The following is a 24,552-nucleotide window of genomic DNA, read 5'->3' as shown; positions in this document are numbered from 1 at the left end:
CTGTCGGCCCACGGCTGCGGAAATCACCCCGAAACGAAGAGCGTATCTCAAAAGGAGGAAACTATGACAACCGATCGAACACTGTCGCAACGCTTCGACGAATACCAACCTTCCAAGACACTTTGGTTTTGGTCGCTAGTGGGTGCTGCTGTATTGACGATGATCGTCGGCTTCACCGCCGGTGGCTGGACGACGGCAGGGACGGCATCGGAAATGGCGAATACATCCGCTATCAAGGCCAAGGCTGAACTGGCGGCCAATCTTTGTGTGGAAAAATTCATCACTGCGTCCAACGCGAGCGACAACCTGGCCAAGCTGAAGGATACGTCTTCCTACCAGAGAGACAGCTTCATCAGCGATGGCGGGTGGGTCAAACTGGCCGGCATGAAGAAGGATGTGCCAGGCGCCGCAGATCTATGTGCGGACAAATTGGCAGCGATGGACACAATCCCGGCGAACAGCGTAGCTCAGGACAACACCAAGAGCTGATTGCCGATCTTGGACTTTCGCCAGGCAGCGCTATGTCGCGCGACCGTCGCAATGGAGGCGCGACCATGTATGAAGCGTGGCTTCAAGGGCCGGTGCCGGTGGCCACCAGCATATCTGGGGAGACAGCAGCTTTCCAATCAGGCAGGCACCAACGGTGAAACCAGTTCGGCGCAACCAGGAACCGAATTGATCCCAGCATTCCGATCCCCGATCGCAGTTTGGGCAAGATCTCACAGACGCAAGATCTCACAGACGAATGCAGGACCAGCTCGCCACAGCGCGGCCGAAGGATCGTTATGCGTGAAGGGGAATTTCAGCCAGCCCACGCCGAACCTGATTTCAGGTCCATCGACAATCCAGATCGAGGCCACGGGCTTGAGGACGTTGATCGGCTCGTAGAAGTCCAGACTGTGCCGGCCTTGACGTGCCTGTGCGGCATGGCTTGCCTCAGCCAGGGATGATGAACTACTCCGGGATGTCCGAGGGAAAGCGCAGGCTTTTGCGCATCGCCAGCCATTCTCGAAGCGCAAGGCGAATGACCTCCAACCGATCGAGGCTCATCTCGGCGGCGACTTCCGAAATTGCCGTTTCAGTGCGCACATCAAAGGCTATCGTCGAAGCACGTAGCATGGCCGCGGCCTGAAGATCGGTGTGCCGCCTGGCCGTATCCTTCTTCCCAGCAGTCAAGGCCCTTCTCGCGATCATCCGTTGGCGTTTTGGCTGTTTTCCGCGCCGCCGTAGTCCCGGAGCGCAACAATCCAATTGTCTCTTATCGTCACCAGAACGAGGCGAGATCCGTGCGGGTAGTACCTGGGCAGAGCCGCTGCTTGATGCGCCAGGAGGGTCCCGTTCAGCCCACACCGTTCACCGCCGAGCAGCCAGTTCTGGCGCTCGCTGTCTCGCAGAACGGCGATGTACTCTCCGTCACCGGGATACCCTATGAGACCAATTTCCTCGTACTCTTCCAATCTGCGCATGGTGATCGTCACGATATCAAGAATAGGACCCTGGGATGGAACTCATTGCGCCAAGATGCAAACGGCCCGACACCACCCCAGCCTGGTGCCGGGCCGTCAGGAAGTGCCCGCGCGGTCGCACTTCCTTGGACATCAGCCTGTGTCATCAAAGTGGTCGGTTAGGAGGGTCTCGTTTGCGCAAGCAACCAGCGGAATCGTGGAACCCTGTTGCCTAGCTTGCGACAACCACAGTGAACGGTTTTCCTGCGACAGCCCTTTCATTGCAGAGCGCGCGGCGGAAGTGATCTCGAAACCTCCGCAAGACGCACATTGGAATTCGATCTTGCGAAGAGTGACGTCGGCCTCGAGCGCCGTGCCGGTGCAGACAGGGCACGTGGCGGGAAAATACCGCCTTTCGAATGACAGGACGTTCATTGCTCTGTCTTTGCTATCGGCGCGCTGGCCGTCGCCGACCGATCAAAGCAAGTCCAACCTGTACCTTTCCAACTGATCACGAACGGTACGGAGTTCCATAGACCAATTGCTGAGCGCATATGTTTCCCTCTGCCATTGCCAACCTTTTAGCCCCTGATCTTCGCAGAGACGTTTCTTCGCGTTGCCACTTCGATTTGCTTTGCTTCCACCTCAAGCCGGTCCGGCGCGGCCGAGCCCATCAGGGCGTAGGCTGTGCCTCCCGATTGCCAATAGACTGTCGGGACGCGACCGTCGGTCGCTGTGGTCGGCGAAACGGCGTCCTCGCCGTTCATCGGAGCCGCGACAAGTGTGATCCGACCGACGCTTGGTGTGTCGGCCGTCACGACCAGGCTTTGCTGTCCGTTCCAAGGCTGTACTTGGACATCCTTCACAACCCATACCGATGGAAGGGTCGGCATGCTGACGTTGACGGCGCCAACCAGTCGCTCGATCTTGTCCTGCTTCGGCTCGGTGCCCGTCTCCGGACCTGCATTCAGTTGTGCCACCCGCAAGGCATCTCGGGCGGCCAGGATGAAGGTCTCATCGGCTGTCTTGCCTCCCTGGCGAAGCGGCACGGTCAGCGAGTTGGCCGACCACCCGATCGCAACCAGCGCGACGGCCGCGACTTGAAGTCTGAGCAATGTGAACATCTTCCTGCGGCGAAACGCCCTCTCCAGCTGCCTGGCTTTCTTCAGGCTCACGCTGGGCGGAAACAACCGCCGGGGTTGGGACTTGCGCAACGCTTCCATGCGCTGCGCGTGGGCAAAAACCTCTGCCGCCTGTTCCGGATCGCGGGCAAGCCTGGCTTCCAGCTCGGATCTCTGCGACGGCGACAGCTCGCCATCCAGCAAGCGGCCGATATCCTCTTGCGAAACACGATTATCGGGCCACATAACGCCCTCCCACGACCTTCAAATGAGGGGAAGCTCCATCGTCCAAATTTTCCATGTTGTGCTTCAAGGCCGCGCGAGCTCGGCTAAGCCGGGACATCACGGTTCCTGGCGGCACTCCAAGCAGTTCGGCCGCTTCGGAGTAGGTAAAGCCCAGCACTCCAACCAGATGGAGTATTTCGGCCTGATCGGCCGGCATTCGCGCGAGCGCCCTTCCGACTTTGGAGAGCTCGGCGCAATGTTCTTGCGATGGCGGCCACGCAGTGTCGGACATGTCCGCGATGGACGCCAAGCGTCGTCGGTCGGCATTGGCCTGGCTAGCGCCGGTCAAAAAAGTGTTCCGAACGATCCGTATCAGCCAGGGAAGCAGCGGTCTGGAGGTGTCATAGCCGCCCGCCATCGACAGCGCACGGGCGAGGGCCTCCTGCACCAGATCGTCGGCGTCGGAATCGTTGCCTGTGAGCACCCGGCCGTAGCGCCAAAGATCCTCCAGATGCGGTATGACGTCGATCGTCGTTTTCATCCCGTCTCATACTGCGTTAGCCCGAGCGCCATTTCCAACTCGGACTCATCGTCTGCCGGCCGAAAACCCGAGGATCGGCCCAGCGGTCAGGGACAGGGACAGGCAACCGCTGGGCCGATGGGAGCGTGCTCCTCCCGCCTGCAAGCTGCGAGAGGCAAGCCACCCTCCAGCACTCGCTACCGCTCCCTGTATCATCGTGACGATCGGTTTACGCGCCACGCATTTCCGTTCACGCTCGTTCTTGGGCCATCTACTGAGCTGTGCCCGATATTATTCCATTCCAATCGATCTTTTTGCCGCCCTTTGCGAAGCACCGTGGAATAAGATCCCTTGTTCGTCGGTATCTTCGGGTACTCGTCTAACCGCGTGTCCCTTACGAGGATGGTCATGCAACTTGGCGAGTTCACAGCAAACACCTTCGCCGCAGTCTTGGCGCTATGCGCTCTCGTCATCGTGTTTCTGGTAGCGGGAAGACCGCTCTTCCCGAGGCGTCAGGCGCGAATGGTTATCATTCTGCCTGCCGACTCGGATACCACAGCCGCAAGCCATTGCCGTGGGCGAGACGGGCTGCGGAAGCTGGGAGTATCGCTGCGAAGCTTCCGGCGCTCCAACTTCGGAAAGAGTACGTTGTTCGCGTCAAAGAAAAAGACCGACAAGGCCCCGAAGCGCAAAAACTGGGCAGGCGGTAAGTTCCGCGAGTTGGCTAACGGCCAAGCGGCTGCTTCGAGAGCAAAACCAACTCCGCCTCGTCGACCACACCTGCCATGTAATTCGCGATAATTCGGGAGGCAATGAACTCGCGCTCATCCGGCGATGGGTTGCCTAGCTTAAGGTTGTGGAAAACCCGCCCAAGCAGTGCCAACTCAGATGCGTCGAAAATACCGGCCTCCGCCGCCTTTTGTTGAATTGGCATGATTTTCTCCCGGGAATCCAACACCGAAAACATGCAGCAAGACCTCCGGCCGTGCAAGACCTTCAAGGGCAGCGATCCTGGCCGAGATCACAATGGCCAGCGCTGGTTTTTCAGGAAACTTGCTTCGCGCCCAAAGAACTCCAGTCGGTACCAATGAGCTTGACCGCGCGGTTCTCGTTCCGGGATGCCGACCTCTCAAGCCAGCCGCCGAGCAAGCAACTGCATGCCCTCGTCATCTTCGGGTCCGCCGCCGTGCTCTCTCATCGGAACCTCCTTTAGTCTCCGGACTTGCCGGAAGCGGCTTCGTTTCGCTGGGTGACTGAAGAGCCCGCCGGCGGGAGCCAGCGGGGCCCCTCGATGGACTGCGAGTTCCTGCATCGAGGGCCACATGGCGCCATGCAGGAAGAGCTCGGCATCCTGGTTGCCTTCAGCAGGTAGAGCTATGCCTTAAAGGGACGAGGCGGCCTCAGAGTTCCGCGTCGTTCGATGGCCGAAGGGGAAGAGGAAGCAAAGAAAGAGCACTCCTCCGCGGCCAGGGCTATGATCATCCCATCGATTCTCTCAACCGTTTCTCTGCTCACTTGATCATGCCCATGAAGGCACTGACGCGCACGCTTCAGGTGTCGGCGTGCGGCCCGCGCTTCCGTCTTCCATCCCTGTCAGGCAGAGCCCAAAAAAAGGGATTTATTCCTCGTCTAGTCATTTCACTCTTGACAGTTTTGTTCCATTTTTGTTCACTGTCCACGACATTAGGAGGCGTTCAGGTGGATTGCGTTGTGTCACTCGACAGCCGGCAAGAGGCTGCCCTTCAAGCCACCGTCGACAGGTTCGTTGCCGTACACAAGGGCGACGTTGATGAAGGCCCTCAAGGAAATGATCGTTCTCAACGGTTACCTTCAGGACCGCCTTGACGCGCGCTCGGCACCCCGCAGAGCAACCCGTTAGGAAAATACTGCAATGGGCACGATGCACCTAGACGCCGAAACCAAAGCCGAACTACACGCGGAGGCGGAGAAGCTCATCGCCCGCTACGAAACGCCCCTTGAGACCGTAAAGGCGCTCATGGCTTACAACTGCGAGCTTGAGACACAGATCCTCGCCCTCGCTCACAGGCATCCGGGGCTCGTGGCGATCAGCTTCGATCCTACGCCGCCTGTGCTGGGGTGAGACAGACAACCCTCAATGCATGACCTTATCGCTTTCATTGAGAGTAACTCTGCGCTGGTAGCGGCCAACCCGGCAGCCTTTGCCACGTTTGCCGTGCTGTTTGGAGGCGGCGGCTTCGCTGTTGGACGGTATTTGCTGACTGAGCGTATCGCCAATCTGGAAAGCCGAATTGCCAGACGCGACGAGGAAATAGCGGACCTTAAGTCAAAGCACACAGCGCCAGAGCAAGGCGGCCTATCGGTGCCTCTATTCGAGATGACCGAGGTTCTGCCCCCTCCACCGCTCAACGTCCACCGGCTCTTGCTCCAGCCCAAAGAGGACCCCCATCTCAGATAACCTGATGCCGCAACATAAAGCCCCGAAGCTAATCGTCGTCACCGCCTTTGGCCGCGATGAGACTGGCGACCTCCGGCCTGTCTTCGGACCAGCCGACTGGAGATCGGGCGATATGGACCGCAAGGACTTGGCGGGGAACCATGCCGGCGTCATTGCGAGGTCGCGTGAAGCCAACCCGGTACTGCGCGAATACGGGAGCCGACGACGCTGTTTGTGGGTGGCGACGTGCCAGACATGGAGTAAGCTATAGTCTCAACCGCTGGCAAGCAGCTTGCCTCCCTCCTCAGCAGCGGCAATGAACGCCTGGCGGACATCCTCAGGTGTCATGTCGCCAGCCAAACAGGACAGGCAGGCGCGTACCGCAAGGTCCCATTTGGGGCCGCGATCGTTCCACCCCATGAGCTCCCGAGCTGCACCCTCGACGTTGTTGCAGCTATACGTCATGCCAGGCTTGCCAGTCCTGATAGAGACCGGGGGATTGAACCAATGGAGGCTCATAAAGGCTCTCTGAGGTCGAACAGGACGAACTGGCCGCGAAACTTGGCTTCGTTCATGATGATCTCGACCAATTCACCGTCGGTCTCTTGTACTCTTGGCATGAATGGCTCCGACGGCGCGCCTCTGCGCCGGGCAAAGATCGCCTAGAAATAGCCGAGGATGGATTTGACCTCCAGATATTCCAGCATGCCCTCGATCCCATATTCGCGTCCGTTTCCGGACTGCTTGAAACCGCCAAACGGCGCGTGCGGATCCCAGGCCGGGTAGTTGAGATGCACCTGACCGGAGCGAATGCGCGATGCGACGTCTCTGACGGCGTCCATATCATTGCCCTGCACATGGGCTCCCAGACCATAGACCGTGTCATTGGCAATGCTGACGGCCTCATCAACTGTGTCGTAGGGGATGATGCAGAGAACTGGACCGAAAACCTCTTCCTGTGCAATGCGCATGTTAGTGCGCACGGCCGAAAAGATCGTCGGCTTCACATAGAGGCCGACGTTCAGATCGTGTGCACGACCAGGTCCGCCGATGACGACCTTGGCGCCTTCCGATATGCCGACGCCGATCATGGTTTGGATGCGGTCGAATTGGGCACGATTGGCGATCGCACCGTGAGTGGTGGCTTCGCAAAGAGGATCGCCAATGACGATCTGGGCCGCGACCCTCTTGGCGATTGCCTCAATCTCGGTGAGCAGCGGACGTGGCACGATCATGCGTGTCGGAGCGCTGCATGACTGGCCGAGATTGCGGAAGGCGGCGGCTATGCCCAGGGAAACGGCGCGGTCGAGATCGGCGTCCGGCAGGATCACGTTGGGCGACTTGCCGCCGAGCTCCTGCGCGACACGCTTGACCGTCGGCGCTGCCGCCTGGGCCACCGCAATGCCCGCGCGGGTGGACCCGGTAATGGAGATCATGTCGACATCGGGATGGGAGGCGAGACAAGCACCTACGCCCGGACCATCACCCTGCACGAGGTTGAAAACGCCGGCAGGGAAGCCGGCTTCCTCGATCGCCTCGGCGAACAGCAGAGCGTCCAGGGGAGAAAGCTCGCTCGGCTTCAACACGACCGTGCAGCCTGCCGCGAGCGCGGGCGAAACCTTGGCGGTGATCTGGTAAAGGGGCCAATTCCATGGCGTGATCAAGGCGCAGACACCGATCGGTTCGTGGGTGACGGCGGTTTGGCCCCGCTGCTTGACGAAGGGAAAGGCTGTCACCACATCGCGAGCGACCTTGATATGCGCGATCGCCAGCGGCACCTGGGCGGTGCGCGCATATCCAATCGCCGCGCCCATTTCGAGGGTGAGGCATTGCGCAAGCAGTTCACTGCGCGCCTCGACCAGCGCCTGCAGGCGGTCGAGCAGACCGGCACGATATTCCGGCGTGGTCCGGCTCCAGGCGGCGAATGCCCGGCGGGCCGTTGCAACGGCCGCATCCACGTCCAAGCTGTTTCCGAGCGGAAACCGAGCCACAACCTCTTCGGTGGAGGGGTTCACCACCAAGCCCTTGGCGGTGCCGCGTGGCTCGGCCCATCGACCGTCGATGAAGAACTTGTCCAGGTGGCCGTTGCGCGACAGATGTTCGAGGGGCGGGATCACGCGACAAGATCCTTAATACGGGAATAGGCACCCAGAACCGGCAGGAACCAGGGGCGCCCGAAATAGCCGGGTATCGCTGGCCATTCGAAATCCTTCCAGAGGTTCAGGTCGGGGCGCCCATCCATGACATCAGTCATGGTGCTGCCTATCAGCGTCGACTTATCCAACCAGTAAGAGGCAAATTTCATTTTCTTGACCGCCAGTGCTGATTAGAGTGGGCTCGTCCGAGGCGTGTGTTCGCGCGTCTACCAGCCGCGCATCCGCTCCCAACGCGTTTCAATCTTGGGGCTGTCCCCGTTGACGACGCTGTAGAAGTCATGCTGGGCAGCCATCGCGCACGCATGGTTGGGCAGGATCCGGACCCGAGACCCGAGCGGCAGTTCGGGCATGGATTTCCCGGAACCGGCACGAATGGAGAGGATACCGTGTTCCTGGCTGGCCTGGGCCACAATCACATCTTCAAGCACGCGCCCCTTTTCGTCGCAGACCACGCCGTAACCCTGGTCGATCTGCTGGTTTGCGGTTCCCCGGTCGCGCGATAGCGCCATCCACCCAGCGTCAACCAGCACCCATCCATTTTCCGGCTTGGAGCCGATAACGGTGGCTAAAACGGAAATTGCGAGATCGTCGCGGTCGCAGACGCCAACCCCATGCTGGACGAGATCGAAGAACATGTAGACGCCGGCGCGCAGCTCCGTGACACCCTCCAGGTTCTGGGCGAAATGCGCTGTCGGCGTCGAGCCGACGCTGACGACCGGACAGGCGTGGCCATAAGCGCGCAGGATTTCAGCGGCGCGCACGGCGGCTGAACGCTCGTTCTCCGCTGCCTTGACCAGCGCATTGGGTGTGTTCAAGCCGTAGGATTCGCCCGCGTGAGCGAGAACGCCGACGAGCTTGGCACCGGCAGCGACAACCCTGTTGGCCACGTCGAGCAATCTTGGGTCGTCCTGCCTCAAGCCACCGCGATGGTAGTCGCAGTCCAGTTCGATGAGGACCGAGGGCGTCATGCCGGTGGCTTCGCGCACTCGGGCCAGGGCGTCGGCCTGGTCCACGCAATCGAGAAGCAGCTTCACATCGGCGCCGGTACGGCGACAAAGCTCCATGGCGCGCCTTGCCGAAGCCGGCGAGATGCCGACGGCATAGGTGATGTCGCGAAAGCCGTGGTCCGCGAAATACGCCGCCTCGGCGACGGTCGAGACCGTGATGGGACCGGGTCCCTGTGGAAACACGTCGCAAGCGACGTCGATGCTCTTGGCCGTCTTCATGTGCGGACGCAGCACCACGCCGAGCTTCTTGGCGCGTTCAGCGAGGCGTTGAATGTTGCGTCCGAGCCGTCCGCGGTCCAGCAGCAGGGTCGGCGTCACAAGGGCGTCGATACTCTTCGCCGTCGCGCTCCCTGATAGATTTGCCGCCCTATTGTCCATGACCTTGTTTCCTAAATGAACGACTGGTTTGCCAATGCGTACATGTGGGCCAGCCCGTCAGAAACGGGTCGTTGCCCTTTGACCATAGCGGTGGCACTGCCGGTCCGCTTGAGGCCGAGGCTCTCAAGCCAGTCGCCCAATCCATCCTCGGCATAGACGTCGATGCGAACGAATTGATCGCGAAGCTTCGAAAGCTGGGCCAGGATCAGAAGCCGCGCGTCCTCCACGCTTTCGGCCGCACAGGGGCCGACAACATAGCCGCGCCCGAACTTCCTGGCGATGGCGTAGCCGGCAACCCGCCCCGCGCGCTCGATAACGACGACCTTGCCCGCATCGGCGAGCGCAGCCACCATCGCCGTCCGGGGCATGCCGGTGGCCCGTTCGTCGAAGGCCTGGATTGCCGCGAGGTCTAAGACCGTCGCCTGACGGATGTCAGGGGTCGTCTGCGTCACGGCAACAGTCAGCGGGCCCTGGTGCTGAAGTACAGTGCCCCAGGCAGTGAAGCCACGCCGTTTATAGAGCGCGAGCCCCTCTTCGGTCGAATTGAGCAGCACGTGGCGCCCCTGTGTAGCCGCAAGCAATCCATCAAAGAGCCGGGAGCCGTTGCCGCCGCCTTGCGCGGAGCCGGTGACGATGATCATTCCGGCGGAAGCATAGGTCGGTCCGTAGCTCCAGGACATGGCCGTGCCGATCACGTGTCCTCCCCGCTCCAGGACCAGACCATTTCCAACCATTGCGGCAAATTCCCAATCCTCCAGGCGATAGGGCCAGCCCATCTCCTGCGACAGCTTCAACGCGCCCGGCAAATGGCGGGGCTCCAATTTCATCAGCTCCATCTGGTTGCTGACGATGTCTGTGCCATGCTCAATTGCCATAAGTGCAACGCTGTCATTCGATCCAGGATTGAAGTCGCACCTTAGAGTGGCGTCCGGCGGACAGATTTCGCTGCTGTTTTGCGCTTTCAATTCAGCGGGATTGTTCGTTTTAAGCAGTTCCTCGGCATCCCAAATTGCGCAAATCAGGCGAGGACTATCGGGCACCTAGAATCGCTCCGCCTGGTTGCCCTGCGATCGGCTGAGGTCCGCATCGTTCGCCGTGGGGTGCGATTTCAGCCTCGGTAACGCCGTAGCTGCAACCAGCGATAAACGACTGACGCACATGGGGAACTTTGGATGATCTACATCAGCGAGGAGGAATCGGCCGCCCTTGTCACGCATGAGCTTGCTTTCGAGGCGGCGCGGGAGGCTTTCGTGGCAGCAGCGTCGCGGCGGAGCTGGATCTTTCCCGCTGTTCTCGGGCGCACACAGGAGGCAACCAATACCTTCTCAATCAAATCCGGTTCGTCGGATGACCTAACCGGGGTGAAAATTGGCTCCTTCTGGTCGGGCAACCCGGCACGTGGCCTTCCCCGCCACAACTCCACAATCGTGCTGCTCGATCAGCATTCAGGTCGGCTCCGCGCCGTTATCGAGGCTGGGAAGGTCAACGCCTACAGGACGGCCGCAGCCGACGCGGTTGCTGCCGATTTCCTTGCGCGCAAGCAAGCCAAGGTCCTGGCGATATTCGGCGCCGGCAATCAGGCGGGCTTCGAAGTGATGGCGCTGGCACGCATCCGCCCAATCGAAACCGTGCTGGTCGTCGCCCGGCCTTCACCACGGCGCGACGCTCTTCTCGATCAGATCGCGAGAAGGGGCCTGGACGCGCGCGCTGCCTTGCCCGAAGAAGCCGTCCGCGCAGCCGACATCGTGGTCACAGTGACACCCTCACGCGAAGCCCTGTTCGATTCCGCTTGGGTGGGACCCGGAACCCATATCGTCAGCATGGGGTCGGATGCTCCGGGCAAGTGCGAATTGCCGAGAGAACTATTTCCCAGAGCACGTCTCTTTTGTGATCTGCTTTCCCAGTCCGTCCAGATCGGCGAGTTCCAACACGTGCTCGACGAGATCGATGCCGGCGTGCATGCGATAACACCAATCGGCGACGTCATTGAAAGGCGTGCCCCCGGACGCCGCTTCGACTATGAAATCACTGTCTTCGACAGTTCCGGTATCTCTCTCCAGGATCTCTACATGGCCAACGCGCTGATCCGCGCGAAAGCGTCCCACCACTGACCGCCTTCACACCGGCAGATCCCAGCCGACGAATTTTTCCGCTGCACTGGAAAAGACCTTTACAGCCGAGCCGTGGTTCATGGCGCCGCATGGAGCTCAAGACTCCGGTCCACCGCCAACGACCGAATGGCAACCAAGTCCCAGATTCGATAGCCTGAGTGAGAAACCAGCGTCATCGTCGCCATCAGAATTCTGCCATGGACGTTCGTGCCGTAGATCGCCCCCTTGAGGCTAGTCCCAACCAATGGCCGCGTGTGGAGATGTAGTGCATGTGATGGTCTTCGTTGGAGACGCGATCATTCAGCCGGGCCGCAGCGCCGCATGGTCAATGGGCCGCCAGCTTTAGCCGTCAGCGTTGGGCCCGCCACCAGGCGATCTTGTCCTGCAGGCCATAGCGGCGCTTGTTGGTGCGCGTCAGGCCTGACTTCCCACTGATCTTCAGATAGCGGCGATGTCCAGCTTCGAGCCGTCGACCAGACGCGACAGGCGGAACGGTGTAGGATCGACGCAAGGCGTGTCGTTTACGACCAGCTCTGCGGCCAGATAGCCAAGCCCCGGGCCCAAACCGAAGCCGTGGCCCGAGCAGCCCGCCGCGAGGACGAGACCTTTCACCGCGTCCACCTGCGACACCACAGGCACTGCGTCCGGCGTGCAATCGACGAAGCCGCCCCAGGCACTATCGATCTCTATGTCGCCGAGTTGGGGGAAGGTCTTCCGGACACTCTCCACCACTTGGCTTACCAGCCATTTTAAGGGTGGAGGATCCAGCACCCGATTCTGTTCGAAGATCCGATCGTCGCTGGTCAGCAGCGCCGGCATTGAATCCGGCCCCGAAAGGAACGATTGGCCGATGCCGAGCCTGACGTTCTTTAGGCGACGCAAGAATTGCGGCATGAATTCCCGACTATACCGGATAGCTTGGGGCGTGATTTCGAGGTTCGCCTTGCCGCTGATCGCAAGCGTATAGCTGCCGTCCAGTCGGCGCGTGATCGTGCAGTAGGGTGTGGAGACCGCCTCGCCTATGTTGATTGTCGGGGTGGAACGCAGCGCGGTCTGCCGGATGCTTGCTTGGGGGAAACTGATCCCGAGCGGCCTAAGGAAGCGCGAGGACCAGGCGCCAGCGGCGCACAGCACCGCGCCGGTTCTGATGTAGCCCTTCTCCGTGTGCACGCCCGCAATCTTGCCATTGGCCAAGTCGAGCGCCCGCGCGGCGCATTCCTGGTGGATGGTGGCGCCCAGAGCTCTGGCCCCTTCGGCGATAGCCGGCGCGGCGAGCGCAGGTTCTGCCTTACCATCCCGGTCTGAATAGGTCCCGCCGACCCATTTGTCGCGTGCTTCGGGGACGCGCTCGGCCACCTCCGCCCGGCTCAGCATGCGGGTGTCGACCTCGTACTCCCTGGCGACCTCGCGCCACCTTTCCCAGCCGGCGAGCACAGCCTCGTCGTGAGTCGCATAGACGAGACCGCAGCGTCGAAATCCAAGGTCCCGATTGATATCGCGCGTCAGCTCGTCCCACAGTCGCATGGAGATCACCGAGAGCGGCAGTTCGCGCCGATCGCGGTTCTGCTGACGGCACCAACCCCAGTTTCGGCTCGATTGTTCACAGGCGACGTGGCCCTTCTCTAGCAGAGCCACAGAGAGGCCACGCTTCGCCAGGAAATAGGCGGCCGTAGAGCCGAGGATGCCGCCGCCGACGATGACGACGTCGACTTCGGCCGGGAGACGCTCATCGCTGTGAATGCGCTCGACTCGGGGCGACATGTTCCAACCAACCTCGGCTGCCATGAATGCGGAAGCAAAGTTCCGATCAGCCCTTCATCGCATCGTGCGCTCGAAAGAATGTGCCGAAATCATCTAGGACTTCGCCAGATGTGCGGTTTCTTGATCCCTTGACCGATACGATCTGCTCAAGCCCGACCGAGTTCCAGTTCGGCGCAGGGCGGCGTAACCGCTTCGCGAGTCCGTTGGAACGCGCTTGAGGGTCTTGAGCCTGCGTGCGAAGTTGTAGTCGGCGAAGAAGTCCGAGGTGTTACCTGAGCTGATCGTGACTTCCCTAGTAGACGCGTTTGACCGTGGCGTCCTTAATCGTGCGGTACATCCTCTCGACCTGTCCATTGGTCCAATGCTTGGCCTTAGTCGTACGGTGCTCGATGTCGTTCGTGGCGCAGGCATATTCGAAGGCGTGCGCCCAGAAGCGTTCGCCGTTGGCGATAGCCTCATTGATCTGCGGCACGGCCGAGCCTCCGGCATTAGGTGTGGTGAACTGATTCCATCGTCGGTGAGCACTGTGTGGATCTTATGGGGAACGGCCGCGATCAGCCGGAGCAGGAACTCTCGGGAGACGACAGTGGTGGCCTTCTCATGCAATTCCATGAAGGCGCCCTTCGAGGTACGATAGATGGCGACGAACTTGTGCTGCTTGCCCTGATGCGGGATCGTCGGCTGCAACGCATAGAAGCAGTCATCCTGCGGCAGCAGCGTATAGCGTCAAAAGGCGACGATGACGGCCTCTTCATCGACCGTGAGCAGGGTCGACCGCGCCTCCTTCGGCCCAATCGGCAGATCGAGGACACAGATTCGACTCTGCAACTTCGCGACGGTCTTCTGGTTGATTCCATAGCGCTTCGCCAGCGCCCTCAAGCTCCGCGGTGCCTCCAGCCGGGCCGCAGCGACGAATAGTCAAAAAAGGCCGTCACCTTTGGCCGTCAGCGGCTGGCGCGCCAGAAGGCGATACGGTCCTGCAACCGGTAGCCCTGGATAATCGCAGGCATGAACCACGGATCGCCGCGATAGAGCGGGATGGCCGAAGGCGGTCGAAAGTCGAACGCCGTGCGGGACTGCTCGCCATGCCTCATCAGCTTGTGGGCCGCACGCATGCCGATCCATGGCGCCCAGACCACGCCCGAACCGCAGAAGCCGGTGGCATAGACCACACCTTCCTTCTCGAAGATGCGGGGCAGCATATCGCGGTTCATCGCCACGTTGCCGAACCAGCAATGCGAAAGGCGGACGTTTTCCAATTCCGGGAAAAGGTTCACCAAGCCCTTGCGTAGCAGAAGTTTCGGCGCCACCGGATCGCCGACGCGAGAACTGTCGCGCCCGCCCAGCAGAATGCGTTTCCCGTCGGGCGAGGGACGATAATAAAAACCGAGTTGCCGGTTTTCGGTGATCGTCATCAGCTTCGGCATCAGTTGCGCCATGACATCGGGCGCAAGTTCCTCGGTCACGATGATCCGGCTGCGGACCGGAACCAAGCGGCGACGCAGGAACGGAGCGGCGCCGTCGGTATAGCCATTGGTGCAGACCAGAACCTGCCGTGCATCCACCGTCCCTGCCGGTGTCGTGACGCGGAACCCCGAACCATTCCTCTCGATCGATTTGACCGCTGTATGCGAATGGACCGTCAACCCGGATCCGAGCGCCACCCGCAGGAGTTCAGCGTGGAATTTTGCGGGATGCAGCGCGCCAATGTCCATCCGGACGGTTCCACCGCGGTAGAAATCGGTGCCGATATAATTTCGCTGCTCGGCATGCGGAACGGCGTAGGACTGGATCCCCAGTTTCTTCGCCAGTGTCTCGGCGCCACGCGCCATTATCTCATACTGTTGATACCCGAAAGCGCCTTTGAACTGGCCAACCAGCCGGAAGTCGCAGTCGAGCCCTTCGGTCTTGATGAAGTCGTAGAGGAATTCGCGCGCGATCTTGCCCTCGGCCTCGATCGCCATGGCCTTCTCTTCACCGAAGCGCCGGGTGATCGTGGCATGGTCCGGCCGGATGCTGCCGCTCGTAATCCCGCCGTTGCGCGTGGAAGCACCCTCGCCCGGATGCATCGCATCGAAAGCGGCGACCGAGCGCCCCTCGCGCGCCAGCACAAGCCCAGCCGAAAGCCCGGCATAGCCGGCGCCGACAATCACCACATCGAGCTTCTTTGCCAGCGGCTGCCGCGGCAGCGGCATGACGGGCGCCGCTTCCCACCAGTAGGGCGTGTTCTTTTCGGCGACTTTGGGCTCTTGCACGTGACTGACTTCTCTTGATGTTCCAGGGATTAAGAAAGCGGCCGCTCGCGGCACTTCAAATATGGTCGTCCCGGACGTCCAGCGCGTCACGCAGTCCGTCACCAATGAAATTGAAACTGGTCACCGCGATGGTGATTGCAGCTCCGGGAATGATGGCCAGCCAAGGTGCGCTGCCCAGATATTGCTGGGCGCCGTTGAGCATGTTGCCCCAGCTGGGCAATGGCGGCTGAATTCCGTAGCCCAGGAAGCTGATGTAGGCTTCCATCAGAATGGCGCGCGCGACCGTCAGGGTGGAAGCAACGATAATGGGTCCCATGGCGTTGGGCAGTATCTCGCGGAACATGATGTGGGTGCCGCTCAATCCCAGCATGCGCCCGGCCAGGACGAACTCGCGTTCCCGCAACGAGCGGACTTCCGCTTCCACGATACGGGCAACCTCCATCCAACTGGTGAGGGCGATGATGACGGTGATCATCACAGGGCTGGGCTTCAGTGCCGCAGCCAGCGCCAGGAGCAGAAAGATCGAAGGGAACGACAGGAAGCCATCGACCGTGCGCATCAGCGTCGCCCCGATCCAGCCGCCGCGATAGCCGGCGATCACGCCGACAAGCGTGCCGACGAGGGTCGACAACACCATGGCGAAGAAACCCACCAGCAGCGAGATTCGTCCCGCCATCAACAATCTTGCCGCAAGGTCGCGGCCAAGCGGATCAGTGCCCAGAAAGTGGTGGCCCGTCAGCGGTGGGGCAAAGCGGGCCCGCAGATCGATATACAGTGAGTCATAAGGCAGTAGATGGGGGCCGAGCACGCAAGCAAGCACGAGGAAAATGATCATCGCCAACCCGAGCAGCGCCAGGCGGTGTCTCATGAAACGAAGCGCCGCGCGGTTGTTTGTCCATCGGCTTGGAGCTGCATTTGCGGTGAGAGCGGTCATATCGGCTGTCTCCTGTCGGGGAAGTTGCGCGCTCAAGCCAGGCGAATACGTGGATCGACAATAGCGACGACAATGTCGGCGATTAGGTTTCCAAGCAGAACGAGGATGGCCGAGAACATCAAAAGCCCCATCACAACCGGATAGTCGCTATAGCCAAGGCTATCCAGGAACAACCGTCCCATTCCCGGCCAGGTAAAGACGGTTTCGGTCACCAGAGCGCCGGTGAGAACACTGGGAAGCTGCATCCCGGCCAAGGTAATCATCGGCAAGAGTGCGTTGCCGACGACATGCCTCATCAGAATCCGCCGTTCGCTCAATCCCTTGGCCCGAGCCGTCTTGACGAAGTCCTGGCTGATGGCGTCGAGGGTCGCCGTCCGCATGTAGCGGCTCCAGATCGCGACATGGACCAGCGACAGCACGATACTTGGCAGGATCAAATGGTGGAGATATCCCAGGATCGAGGCATCTCCGATCTCGGACATATTGCCCGCGGGCAGCCAGCCCAGCTTCAGGGAAAAGATGTAGATGCCGACGAGTCCGAACCAGAAGGTAGGGACCGACAAAGCGATCATGGCACCGACAGTCGCTAGATAGTCGAATAGCGAGTAGCGGCGTGTGGCGCCCCGAATTCCAATCCAGGCGCCAATGGAGATCGCAATCACGGTTGAAGATCCCATCAGCAGCAGCGTGGCGAACACGTGGCTGCCAATGATCTGCAATACCGGCGCTCCGTCGCGGAAGGAGTGTCCCCAGTCGCCCTGCAGCAGCCGCCATGCCCAGTCCAGGTATTGGATCCATATAGGCCGATCGAGGCCAAGCAATCCCTTCAGCCGCTCGATATCCTGCTGGGTCATTCCGGGATCGAGCCCGAATTGCGCCAGTGGGCCGCCCGGGAGGAGGTTCAGAATGCCGAAGCCGATGATCGAAACGATCACAAGCAGCACCAGGCTCTGCGAGAGGCGATTGAGCAGGAAGCCGCGCATTCTGAGTCCTCCGTTGTGGGTTGGCGATTTTAGGCTGTTGCCGTCGCCGCAGTGAAATCCGGCGACGGCAATAGGATGGATCAGGCCTTCCAGCGCCAGTCTGCGGCATGCCACGACGCGGTGCGCGTGTTGGCATTGGGCTTGAAACCGTCCAACCCTGCCTTGCGTCCGAGCACGTTGGTGATCGCTAACAGCGGCAGGAAGGGCAGATCGTGACGCACCACTTCCTGCACGCGGTTATAGATCCCGTGCCGCTCTTCCTGATCGAAGCTGCGAGCACCCTTTTCAAGCAGGGCATCGACTTCGGGGTTGGAATACTGCCCGGTGTTCGAACCGTGCCCGCCTTGAGCAGCGATTGCCTTCGTATGGAGGCGGTTTGTGGCGTCGGGGTCCGCGGCAATCAGATAGGTAACGCCCACCATGGCGGTGTCGAACTGCGACTTCAGCCAGAATTCGCCCCACATGACCGCAGCCGGCAAGTTCGAGATCGTCATCTCGACGCCGATCTCGGCAAACGTCTGCTGCAGGAACTGCTGCGTCTGCTCGCGAAGATTGTTGCCTGACGTCGTCGAATTGGCAAAGGACAGTCGCACTCCATCCTTGGCGCGAATTCCATCCGGGCCTGGCGCCCAGCCGGCCTCATCCAGAATTTGTCGCGCGCGGTCCATATTGAATTCCTGCGCGGGCAGGTTCGGATTGTAGTAGTAGGACTCCTTCGGCATGAAGGTCTCGGTGAGAGTGCCCACGCCGTAATAGATCGTGTCAACGATCGCTTTCCTGTCCATTGCGGCGTAAAGCGCCTGGCGCACTGCCAGGTCCTTGAACTGCGGGCGCCCCAGATTGAGGTAGATCGACTCCACGGATGCGCCGGTCTCCAGTGTCACCACGCGGTCTGGCAATTCGCGGGCTTCAGCATAATGGTCGGCGGTAATGTAGGATTGATCGACCAGGTCGACGTCGCCGCTCTTGAACTGCGTGTAGAGCACCGTCATATCGGGGATGTATTTGAAGATGAGCTGCTCGACATAGGGGCCCTCGCCGGCATACTCGGGGTTGGCGACGAGCTCGATATGGTCGCCGGCTACCCGTTGGCTCCACTTGAAAGCGCCGGTGCCGATCGGCGCCTGGTTGAACGCCGCTGTATTCGGATCGCCCTCTTTCCCCAGGATGTGCTTGGGCACTATGAAGGTTTCGGCCAGGAACGACAGATAGGGCGCAAAAGCCTCCTTCATCCGCCAGGTGATCTCGGTGGGCGAAACCACCGTAATGTCCTGCACGAGCGAATGGCCGCTTGTACGCCAAGCGCGAAATTTCGGGTTGGTGATGAGCTCAAGGGTGAATTTCACGTCCTCGGCCGTGAAGGGCTCGCCGTCGTGCCAGCGAACATTGTCACGTAACCGGATGCGCCAGTTGAGACCATCCTCCGAAATGCCGCCGTTCTTCTGGCTTGGCACCTCGGCCGCGAGGTTCGGCTGAAGGACACCTTCGGCATCCATCCTGACCAACGCATCGAAAACCGAGAAATGGACCGCGTCATCGACTTCGATATGCGCCATCAGCGGATTGAACACCGTCGGCTCTTGTGAGAGGCCGACGACGACGCGACCGGCCGGGCCCGTGGCAGGGGTCTTGGCGAAAGCGGACTTGCCCAGAAGATTGGGCGCGATCAAGCCTGCAGCCCCCCCTAGCGCCATCAGTCGGAGTGCCTGGCGTCTCGAATAGTTGGATGTAGTCGTTGCATTTTTGGTCATCGTAGTTCCTCTCTTGTTATTTTTCATGCGTTTGCTGCAATGGGACGGGCATTGCCTGGCCGCTCCCCCGGAATCGCCGCCACGAGTTGGCGCGTGTAGGCTGCTTGCGGGTTCAGGAATATCTGCGAGGGCGGTCCGCGCTCGACGATCCGGCCCTTCTGCATCACGGCGATTTCATCGCAGATTTGGCTGGCGACTCGCAGGTCGTGCGTGATGAAGACCATCGATACGCCAGTCTCGCGCTGGATCTGGTCCAGAAGCTGCAGGATCTGCGCCTGGATCGACACGTCGAGCGCGGAAACCGCCTCATCGGCAATGAGCAGCTTCGGTTTGAACATCAGCGCGCGCGCGATGCCTATGCGCTGGCGTTGCCCACCCGAGAACTCGTGCGGATAGCGGCCGAAGGCGCCGACATCGAGACCGACATGGGCCAGGAGCGCCCGCGCTTCCTCGCGCGCTTGGGCGTAAGGCATTCCGTGTGCCACCGGACCGACCGTGATGATATGGCCGACCGTTGAGCGTGGGTTCAGAGACGCGAAGGGATCCTGGAAGATCATCTGGATCCGCGGTCGAAGTGGGCGGAACTTCGCTTCGGAAAGCTTGGCGATGTCAGATCCCTCGAACAAAATCTCGCCGCCGTCGCTGTCCAGCAATTTGATCAGAAGCCGGCCCAGCGAGGATTTTCCTGAACCGCTCTCGCCTACGACGCCCAGGGTGCGGCCTTGCGCCAGTTCGAACGAAACCTCGTTCACCGCCATCACAATCCGCTGCGCTCCGAATAGCGCGCTGCCGCCACGATAGGTCTTCACCAGACCTTCGACTTTCAGGATCGGCTCCTTGCTGGCGGCTTCCGCACGAGGGCGATCTTCGCCGGTCAGATGCGGTACGGCCGCGATCAGGCGCTGCGTATAGGGATGCTTGGGCGACTTCAGCACCTGCTCGGCGCTGCCCTGCTCGACGATGTGACCTTTTTCCATCACCACGACGCTGTCGGCGATCTCCGCCACCACGCCAAAATCGTGGGTGATGAACATCACGCTCATGCCCTTGCGGCGCTGAATGTCGCGGATCAACTCCAGAATCTGTGCCTGGGTGGTCACGTCGAGCGCAGTGGTTGGCTCATCGGCGATCAGCACCGTCGGCTCGAGCGCCAAGGCCATGGCGATCATGACGCGCTGTCGCTGCCCGCCCGAAAGCCGGAAAGGGTACTGATGATACATGAGTTCGGGGTCAGGCAGGCCCACTTCAGTGAGCAGCTCGATGGCGCGGTCGCGGCAGGTTTTTGGCGTGCCGTATCCATGCGCGGCCATGACCTCGTCAATCTGCGCGCCCACGGTCATCAGGGGATTGAGCGCCGAGAGCGGATCCTGAAAGATCATCGACACGACCCGACCACGCAGGTTGCGCAGCTTGTCGGGCGACATGCCGATGATGTTCATCCCCTCCAACTGTATTGAACCCGATGAGAGGCGGATCACCTTGGGCAGGAGCCCCATGATCGCGTTCGCCGTGACCGACTTGCCTGATCCGGACTCGCCTATGATGCAGAGGATCTGGCCGCGTTTCAGATCGAACGAGATATTCTCGACCGCATGGACCCGCTCCATCCCGGCCGGCAGGCTTACGGTCAGATCGCGCACCGAAAGCGCTATGTCATGGGGGGCAACAGCCTGGATGCTTGCGACCATCTGGATCAGATCCCCTTCAACCGAGCGGGTCCACGCTGTTGCGGACCGCATCATCGCCCTTTGAGCAGAAGCGCCTCACCGCAACAGCCGTAGCCTGGGCATCTCGACGCTTCGCACGCTGAGGCCGCGAGAGACGGGTTCTGCTCATCCAGGCCACTCCCTTATGAAAATCCGGCCGTGTACCGAACTGTGTTCCCTTTTCTTGGAGAACTCACCGATGGGGCAAACTGTGCCTTATCGGATGTCCTCTGGAGCCTGCCCGCCATAAAGAGGTTGGCTCCGTTCTTTCAGCCAGTTTGACTGTTCTGTTTCCGCAGAGTCATCGAAACTTGGCCCGCGAGCAGCACGAACTTCTGAAAAGAGCGTCCGAATTGGCATTTCACTCTGTTTGGCCTGATGATGATAGCGTGGGATAGGTGAGAGTCTGAGAGTGATTGCCCCAAAAATGAATGAGCAATGAGGCCAGCCGCCGTGCCGACCTGTCCAAGGCGGGCACGGCATTCCTTGTCACAGGAATTTGCACGATCCGCCGCGCCGGGATTTTCCGCATTTGAAATGGATTGGCACCCATCCAGGCGTTGAAGGTAGGTAGTAACCGGCGTCACCTGTACGAAGCCCGTGATGCGCCCATGCGATGCCTCATCAGGATGCCTGTAAAATGGTAGTGCGGAACCAAGCACGGCAAACTGTGCCGCTCATCGAGAAACTCTACCCGGCCTATCAATGCTCGGTTGCTGCTTTTCGATGCCGGTCGACCACATTCAGCTAGGCGAAGCTCGCAGGGCGCTCTTTCAAAGGTGCTGGGGGCTCAGGCCGCTGAACTGCGCTTGGAGCCACTCTGCGAGTTCAAACTCCACACCTTGCAGTTCACTCGACCCCAACCATATCAACCCATATTGACTGCCGTCGGGGTCAAAGCCAGCAGGCGCCGCCAGGCTTCCTCGTTCCACATCGTCAACCGCGAGTACGAGCGGACTGAGGGCTACACCCAAGCCTGCGGACGCTGCCTCGACGATCAGCGCGTGATTGTCGTAGTATCGCATTTCTGTGGGTCGACGCGCCGACGGATGGGTCTTCAGCCATTGCGCCCACGCGTCAGGTCGAGTCTTCGACCCGAGAGCGAGATAGTCGCCACGTTCGAACGCTGGCACCACTTCCGGCCTCATAACGGGCCCAACCGTTTCGGGGAAAAGGGTCCGGACGTTCCATGTCTCGGGCACAGCGAAGTCCAGCCGTCGAATAGCGAGATCGACCTGTTTCTTGCGAAATTCCACAAGCCCACCACCCACGGAGAGGTGGAGGGCCATGTTCGGATGCGCCACTTGAAGCGCCGCCAGGCGCGGAATAAGCCAACGCATGGCAACTGAAGGCTCGCAGGAGAGCACAAGGGCATTCTTCCCGGCATTGGCGGTACGCAGGCTTTGCACTGTGGTGGCCAACTCACCGAAGAACTTCCCGAGAGTCAGGTTGAGTGTCTCGCCAGCCGGGGTGAGCCGCAGGCCTCGCCCATTCTTTTCAAACAACCTGACCCCGATGTCATGGGCGAGTTTGGTGATACGGCGACTCACGGCGCCGTGCGTGAGCGCAAGCGAGTCTGCTGCAAGCCGGACCGAACCCAGCCGCGCTGTTGCTTCGAACGCTCGCAGGTCGTCGAGCGAAGGTATGTCCGAGCGATCCATCAGTGACAATCTATCACCGATTTCGTCAGAAACTATCGCTATTCATACTTGGCGACGTTTTGTTAATTGATGCATGCGCACCCATCATCAACCCAGCATAGCGGTCCTCGCCGATGACCTCACCAGCGCGGCAGATGGCGCAGCACCTTTCGTCGCCCGCGGCTTGACTGCATCGATCGGCAGACGCCAGCTTCCGAACCAAGCGGCAGCGGTAATCGCAGTCGATAGCGGTTCGCGGTCTGCTACTTCGTCGCAAGCGTTCGAGGCGGTCGCTCGATTGACCGCACGACTTGCCAGCCGTGCCGTGCTCTATAAAACGGTGGACTCCACTCTACGCGGCCACATAACGGAGGAGCTTGAAGCATGTTTTGCGGCGAGCGGCCGCAAATCGCTGCTCTTCGCGCCGGCGTTCCCCCAGGCCGGACGTACGACAGTGAGGGGCATTCAGTTCGTTGACGGCATCCCGGTGTCGGAAAGTGCGTATAGCCATGACCCCGTGCATCCCGTGCGGCATTCCGCGCTAGTCGACCTGGTCCCCAACTGCATCAAGAATGTCAGGCTGCTTGATGCAGAAACGCAGGAAGAACTCGATTCGCAGATTGCTTCCATCGAGGATCCAGAGTCGGTCCTTTGGGTTGGTTCTCCCGGAATGGCTGCAGCCCTATCGCGGCGTTTTGTGCAAGCGAAGACCCCACCGCCATTGCTCGATGGCATCAGTAGCGATGTCTTGGTCGTCATTGGGAGCGCAAATTTGCGCAGTCATCAGCAGGCAGACCAACTCCAGGAGGTCAGGGGCGTGATGCTGCTGCGCGGACCAAGGGCGCGCGAGGCGGACTCGGCAGCGGTGCTGCGCCGTATCGCACAAGACGCAGCGCAAGAGCTTCAAAGCCCACGCTTCGGCGCTTTGATCGCCACCGGCGGCGACACGATGGACGCGATCCTGGATCTTCTCAACGTCCGTGAGTTCGAGATCCTGCAAGAACTCGATCCCGGATTCCCACTTGGTCTCGCCAGGCTTGGCGATGGGCGCTCGCTCCTGTTCGCGATGAAGGCCGGTGGCTTTGGCAGTGACGACGCCCTGACGCGCGCCGTCGCGCGGATACGTGGAGCAACCCAATGAAGAACATTCCCCCGCTTGCTCTCACGATGGGCGACGCCTCCGGCATTGGACCGGAGATCGTGGCGAAGGTGCTTGCGAAGGGCGGCGAACGCGTCGTCGTGTTCGGCAGCTATGTTGTCATGCAGGATATTGTACGCCGGCTCGGGTTGAACATCGAGGTGCGACGCATCAACGCTGCCGATGCAGCTCAATTCGAGCCGCGGCGAATTGAAGTTATCGAAACCACCCGCATTACCGGGTCCCCACCAATCGGGCGTATCAGCGCGATCTCCGGGCAGGCGGCCTTCGACGCCATCGTTGCAGCGATCGCAGCAGCGAAGTCCGGACAAGTGAGCGGCATCGTCACGGCCCCGATCAATAAAGAGGCGATGGCCAGCGCGGGAATCCGCTACCCCGGCCATACCGAAATTCTGGCCGACTACGGCTGCGCCAAGCGCGTGGCGATGATGCTTGCGAACGATGACATCCGCACGGTGCTCGTCACGATCCACACGTCGCTGAGCAAGGCGATCGAACAGGGCGATTTCGACGCTCAGCTATCCGCCATTCGGCTCGCCCACGACGGTGGAAAAGCTCTCGGCTTCGCGATCCCGCGTGTCGCCGTAGCAGGTCTCAATCCGCACGCAGGTGAAGGCGGCCTCTTCGGGGACGAGGAAATCCGGATCATACAACCTGCAATCGACGCGGCCCGAGCCGAGGGCATCGACGCCACTGGCCCTTATCCGGGCGACACCGTCTTCATGCAAGCACGTCAAGGCCGATTCGATGTTGTGGTGGCACAATACCACGATCAAGGGCTGATCCCTGTGAAGTATCTCGGGCTGGAAAAGGGCGTGAACATCACGCTTGGCCTGCCGTTCGTCCGCACCAGCCCAGATCATGGCACGGCCTTCGACATCGCGGGCCGGGGGATTGCAGACCAGGCCAGCTTGGAAACGGCGCTTGCCTACGCCAAGCGGCTGGTAGCGGCGCGAACCAAAACGAACTAGATTCGAAAGGAAC

At 60.6% G+C, this 24,552-nt stretch carries 22 protein-coding genes and 1 pseudogene; 6 read left to right on the top strand and 17 right to left on the bottom strand.

Going from position 1 to position 24,552, the window contains the following annotated elements; all coding sequences use genetic code 11:
• Nucleotides 1-63 precede the first annotated feature (63 nt).
• The gene (locus tag FJ986_RS27590) at nt 64-489 is read left to right on the top strand and encodes a hypothetical protein (protein WP_140523354.1); all 426 of its coding nucleotides are present in this window, start codon (nt 64-66) and stop codon (nt 487-489) included.
• Nucleotides 490-954: 465 nt separating this feature from the next.
• On the opposite strand, the gene FJ986_RS27585 is transcribed toward FJ986_RS27590, so the two are convergent.
• The 4 genes from FJ986_RS27585 to FJ986_RS27570 all read right to left on the bottom strand — a co-directional run bounded on the left by FJ986_RS27585 (nt 955) and on the right by FJ986_RS27570 (nt 4,245).
• Nucleotides 955-1,176, bottom strand: coding sequence for a hypothetical protein (locus FJ986_RS27585; protein ID WP_140499509.1), 222 nt, complete (start codon nt 1,174-1,176; stop codon nt 955-957).
• A gap of 850 nt (nt 1,177-2,026) precedes the next feature.
• Nucleotides 2,027-2,770, bottom strand: a complete 744-nt coding sequence (locus tag FJ986_RS27580) for a hypothetical protein (RefSeq protein WP_224646632.1) — start codon at nt 2,768-2,770, stop codon at nt 2,027-2,029.
• A gap of 28 nt (nt 2,771-2,798) precedes the next feature.
• Entirely contained in the window at nt 2,799-3,332 is a 534-nt protein-coding gene (locus tag FJ986_RS27575; protein WP_140499513.1) for a sigma-70 family RNA polymerase sigma factor, read from the bottom strand.
• Between the two features lie 703 nt (nt 3,333-4,035).
• A complete protein-coding gene (locus FJ986_RS27570) occupies nt 4,036-4,245 on the bottom strand; it encodes a hypothetical protein (RefSeq protein ID WP_140523478.1) in 210 nt (69 codons plus the stop codon).
• A gap of 957 nt (nt 4,246-5,202) precedes the next feature.
• Between FJ986_RS27570 and FJ986_RS27560 the strand changes: the two genes are divergently transcribed.
• Together FJ986_RS27560 and FJ986_RS27555 are read left to right on the top strand one after the other, a co-directional pair.
• Complete coding sequence (locus tag FJ986_RS27560; RefSeq protein WP_140523352.1) at nt 5,203-5,412, top strand: hypothetical protein; 210 nt, start codon at nt 5,203-5,205, stop codon at nt 5,410-5,412.
• Nucleotides 5,413-5,427: 15 nt separating this feature from the next.
• Nucleotides 5,428-5,748: a hypothetical protein gene (locus FJ986_RS27555; RefSeq protein ID WP_140499517.1), complete on the top strand. Its 321-nt coding sequence runs from the start codon at nt 5,428-5,430 to the stop codon at nt 5,746-5,748.
• A 252-nt stretch (nt 5,749-6,000) separates the two neighbouring features.
• On the opposite strand, the gene FJ986_RS27545 is transcribed toward FJ986_RS27555, so the two are convergent.
• The 5 genes from FJ986_RS27545 to FJ986_RS27525 form a co-directional block, all read right to left on the bottom strand.
• Complete coding sequence (locus FJ986_RS27545; RefSeq protein WP_140499519.1) at nt 6,001-6,246, bottom strand: DUF982 domain-containing protein; 246 nt, start codon at nt 6,244-6,246, stop codon at nt 6,001-6,003.
• 143 nt (nt 6,247-6,389) lie between these two features.
• The gene (locus FJ986_RS27540; RefSeq protein ID WP_140523349.1) at nt 6,390-7,844 is read right to left on the bottom strand and encodes an aldehyde dehydrogenase family protein; all 1,455 of its coding nucleotides are present in this window, start codon (nt 7,842-7,844) and stop codon (nt 6,390-6,392) included.
• A complete protein-coding gene (locus tag FJ986_RS27535) occupies nt 7,841-8,032 on the bottom strand; it encodes a hypothetical protein (protein ID WP_224646634.1) in 192 nt (63 codons plus the stop codon). Before FJ986_RS27535 ends, FJ986_RS27540 begins: the two co-directional genes overlap by 4 nt.
• Nucleotides 8,033-8,089: 57 nt before the next feature.
• Nucleotides 8,090-9,268 carry an alanine racemase gene (locus FJ986_RS27530; RefSeq protein WP_140499523.1) on the bottom strand — a complete coding sequence of 393 codons (1,179 nt, stop codon included), beginning with the start codon at nt 9,266-9,268 and terminating at the stop codon, nt 8,090-8,092.
• Nucleotides 9,269-9,279: 11 nt separating this feature from the next.
• A complete protein-coding gene (locus tag FJ986_RS27525; RefSeq protein WP_224646636.1) occupies nt 9,280-10,308 on the bottom strand; it encodes a GNAT family N-acetyltransferase in 1,029 nt (342 codons plus the stop codon).
• A gap of 132 nt (nt 10,309-10,440) precedes the next feature.
• Between FJ986_RS27525 and FJ986_RS27520 the strand changes: the two genes are divergently transcribed.
• Nucleotides 10,441-11,379 carry an ornithine cyclodeaminase family protein gene (locus tag FJ986_RS27520; protein ID WP_140499525.1) on the top strand — a complete coding sequence of 313 codons (939 nt, stop codon included), beginning with the start codon at nt 10,441-10,443 and terminating at the stop codon, nt 11,377-11,379.
• Nucleotides 11,380-11,817: 438 nt separating this feature from the next.
• Here FJ986_RS27520 and FJ986_RS27515 read toward each other — a convergent pair whose 3' ends face one another.
• From FJ986_RS27515 to FJ986_RS27480, 8 genes and pseudogenes are all read right to left on the bottom strand, one after another.
• Nucleotides 11,818-13,140: an FAD-binding oxidoreductase gene (locus tag FJ986_RS27515; RefSeq protein ID WP_140499813.1), complete on the bottom strand. Its 1,323-nt coding sequence runs from the start codon at nt 13,138-13,140 to the stop codon at nt 11,818-11,820.
• Between the two features lie 271 nt (nt 13,141-13,411).
• Nucleotides 13,412-14,022 (bottom strand): annotated as a pseudogene (locus FJ986_RS31030) (IS481 family transposase); the annotation flags it as partial.
• A 62-nt stretch (nt 14,023-14,084) separates the two neighbouring features.
• Complete coding sequence (locus FJ986_RS27505) at nt 14,085-15,395, bottom strand: FAD-binding oxidoreductase (protein WP_140499527.1); 1,311 nt, start codon at nt 15,393-15,395, stop codon at nt 14,085-14,087.
• A 55-nt stretch (nt 15,396-15,450) separates the two neighbouring features.
• The gene (locus FJ986_RS27500) at nt 15,451-16,329 is read right to left on the bottom strand and encodes an ABC transporter permease (RefSeq protein WP_140499530.1); all 879 of its coding nucleotides are present in this window, start codon (nt 16,327-16,329) and stop codon (nt 15,451-15,453) included.
• Nucleotides 16,330-16,361: 32 nt separating this feature from the next.
• Complete coding sequence (locus tag FJ986_RS27495; RefSeq protein ID WP_140499531.1) at nt 16,362-17,312, bottom strand: ABC transporter permease; 951 nt, start codon at nt 17,310-17,312, stop codon at nt 16,362-16,364.
• 80 nt (nt 17,313-17,392) lie between these two features.
• The gene (locus tag FJ986_RS27490; protein WP_140499533.1) at nt 17,393-19,063 is read right to left on the bottom strand and encodes a peptide ABC transporter substrate-binding protein; all 1,671 of its coding nucleotides are present in this window, start codon (nt 19,061-19,063) and stop codon (nt 17,393-17,395) included.
• Between the two features lie 23 nt (nt 19,064-19,086).
• Nucleotides 19,087-20,751, bottom strand: a complete 1,665-nt coding sequence (locus FJ986_RS27485) for an ABC transporter ATP-binding protein (RefSeq protein WP_140499535.1) — start codon at nt 20,749-20,751, stop codon at nt 19,087-19,089.
• 791 nt (nt 20,752-21,542) lie between these two features.
• On the bottom strand, nt 21,543-22,430 hold the full coding sequence (locus FJ986_RS27480; protein ID WP_140499537.1) for a LysR family transcriptional regulator: 888 nt from the start codon (nt 22,428-22,430) through the stop codon (nt 21,543-21,545).
• A gap of 73 nt (nt 22,431-22,503) precedes the next feature.
• Here FJ986_RS27480 and FJ986_RS27475 point away from each other — a divergent pair, with 73 nt between their 5' ends.
• Entirely contained in the window at nt 22,504-23,550 is a 1,047-nt protein-coding gene (locus FJ986_RS27475; protein ID WP_140499539.1) for a four-carbon acid sugar kinase family protein, read from the top strand.
• Nucleotides 23,547-24,539 carry a 4-hydroxythreonine-4-phosphate dehydrogenase PdxA gene (gene pdxA, locus FJ986_RS27470; RefSeq protein ID WP_140523343.1) on the top strand — a complete coding sequence of 331 codons (993 nt, stop codon included), beginning with the start codon at nt 23,547-23,549 and terminating at the stop codon, nt 24,537-24,539. The genes FJ986_RS27475 and pdxA overlap by 4 nt, the downstream gene beginning before the upstream one ends.
• The last annotated feature ends 13 nt before the right edge of the window (nt 24,540-24,552 follow it).

Source organism: Mesorhizobium sp. B1-1-1 (assembly GCF_006442955.1).
GTDB lineage: Bacteria > Pseudomonadota > Alphaproteobacteria > Rhizobiales > Rhizobiaceae > Mesorhizobium.
Note: the sequence above shows the minus strand (reverse complement) of the source record. Positions and strands in the feature narration are given on the sequence as shown.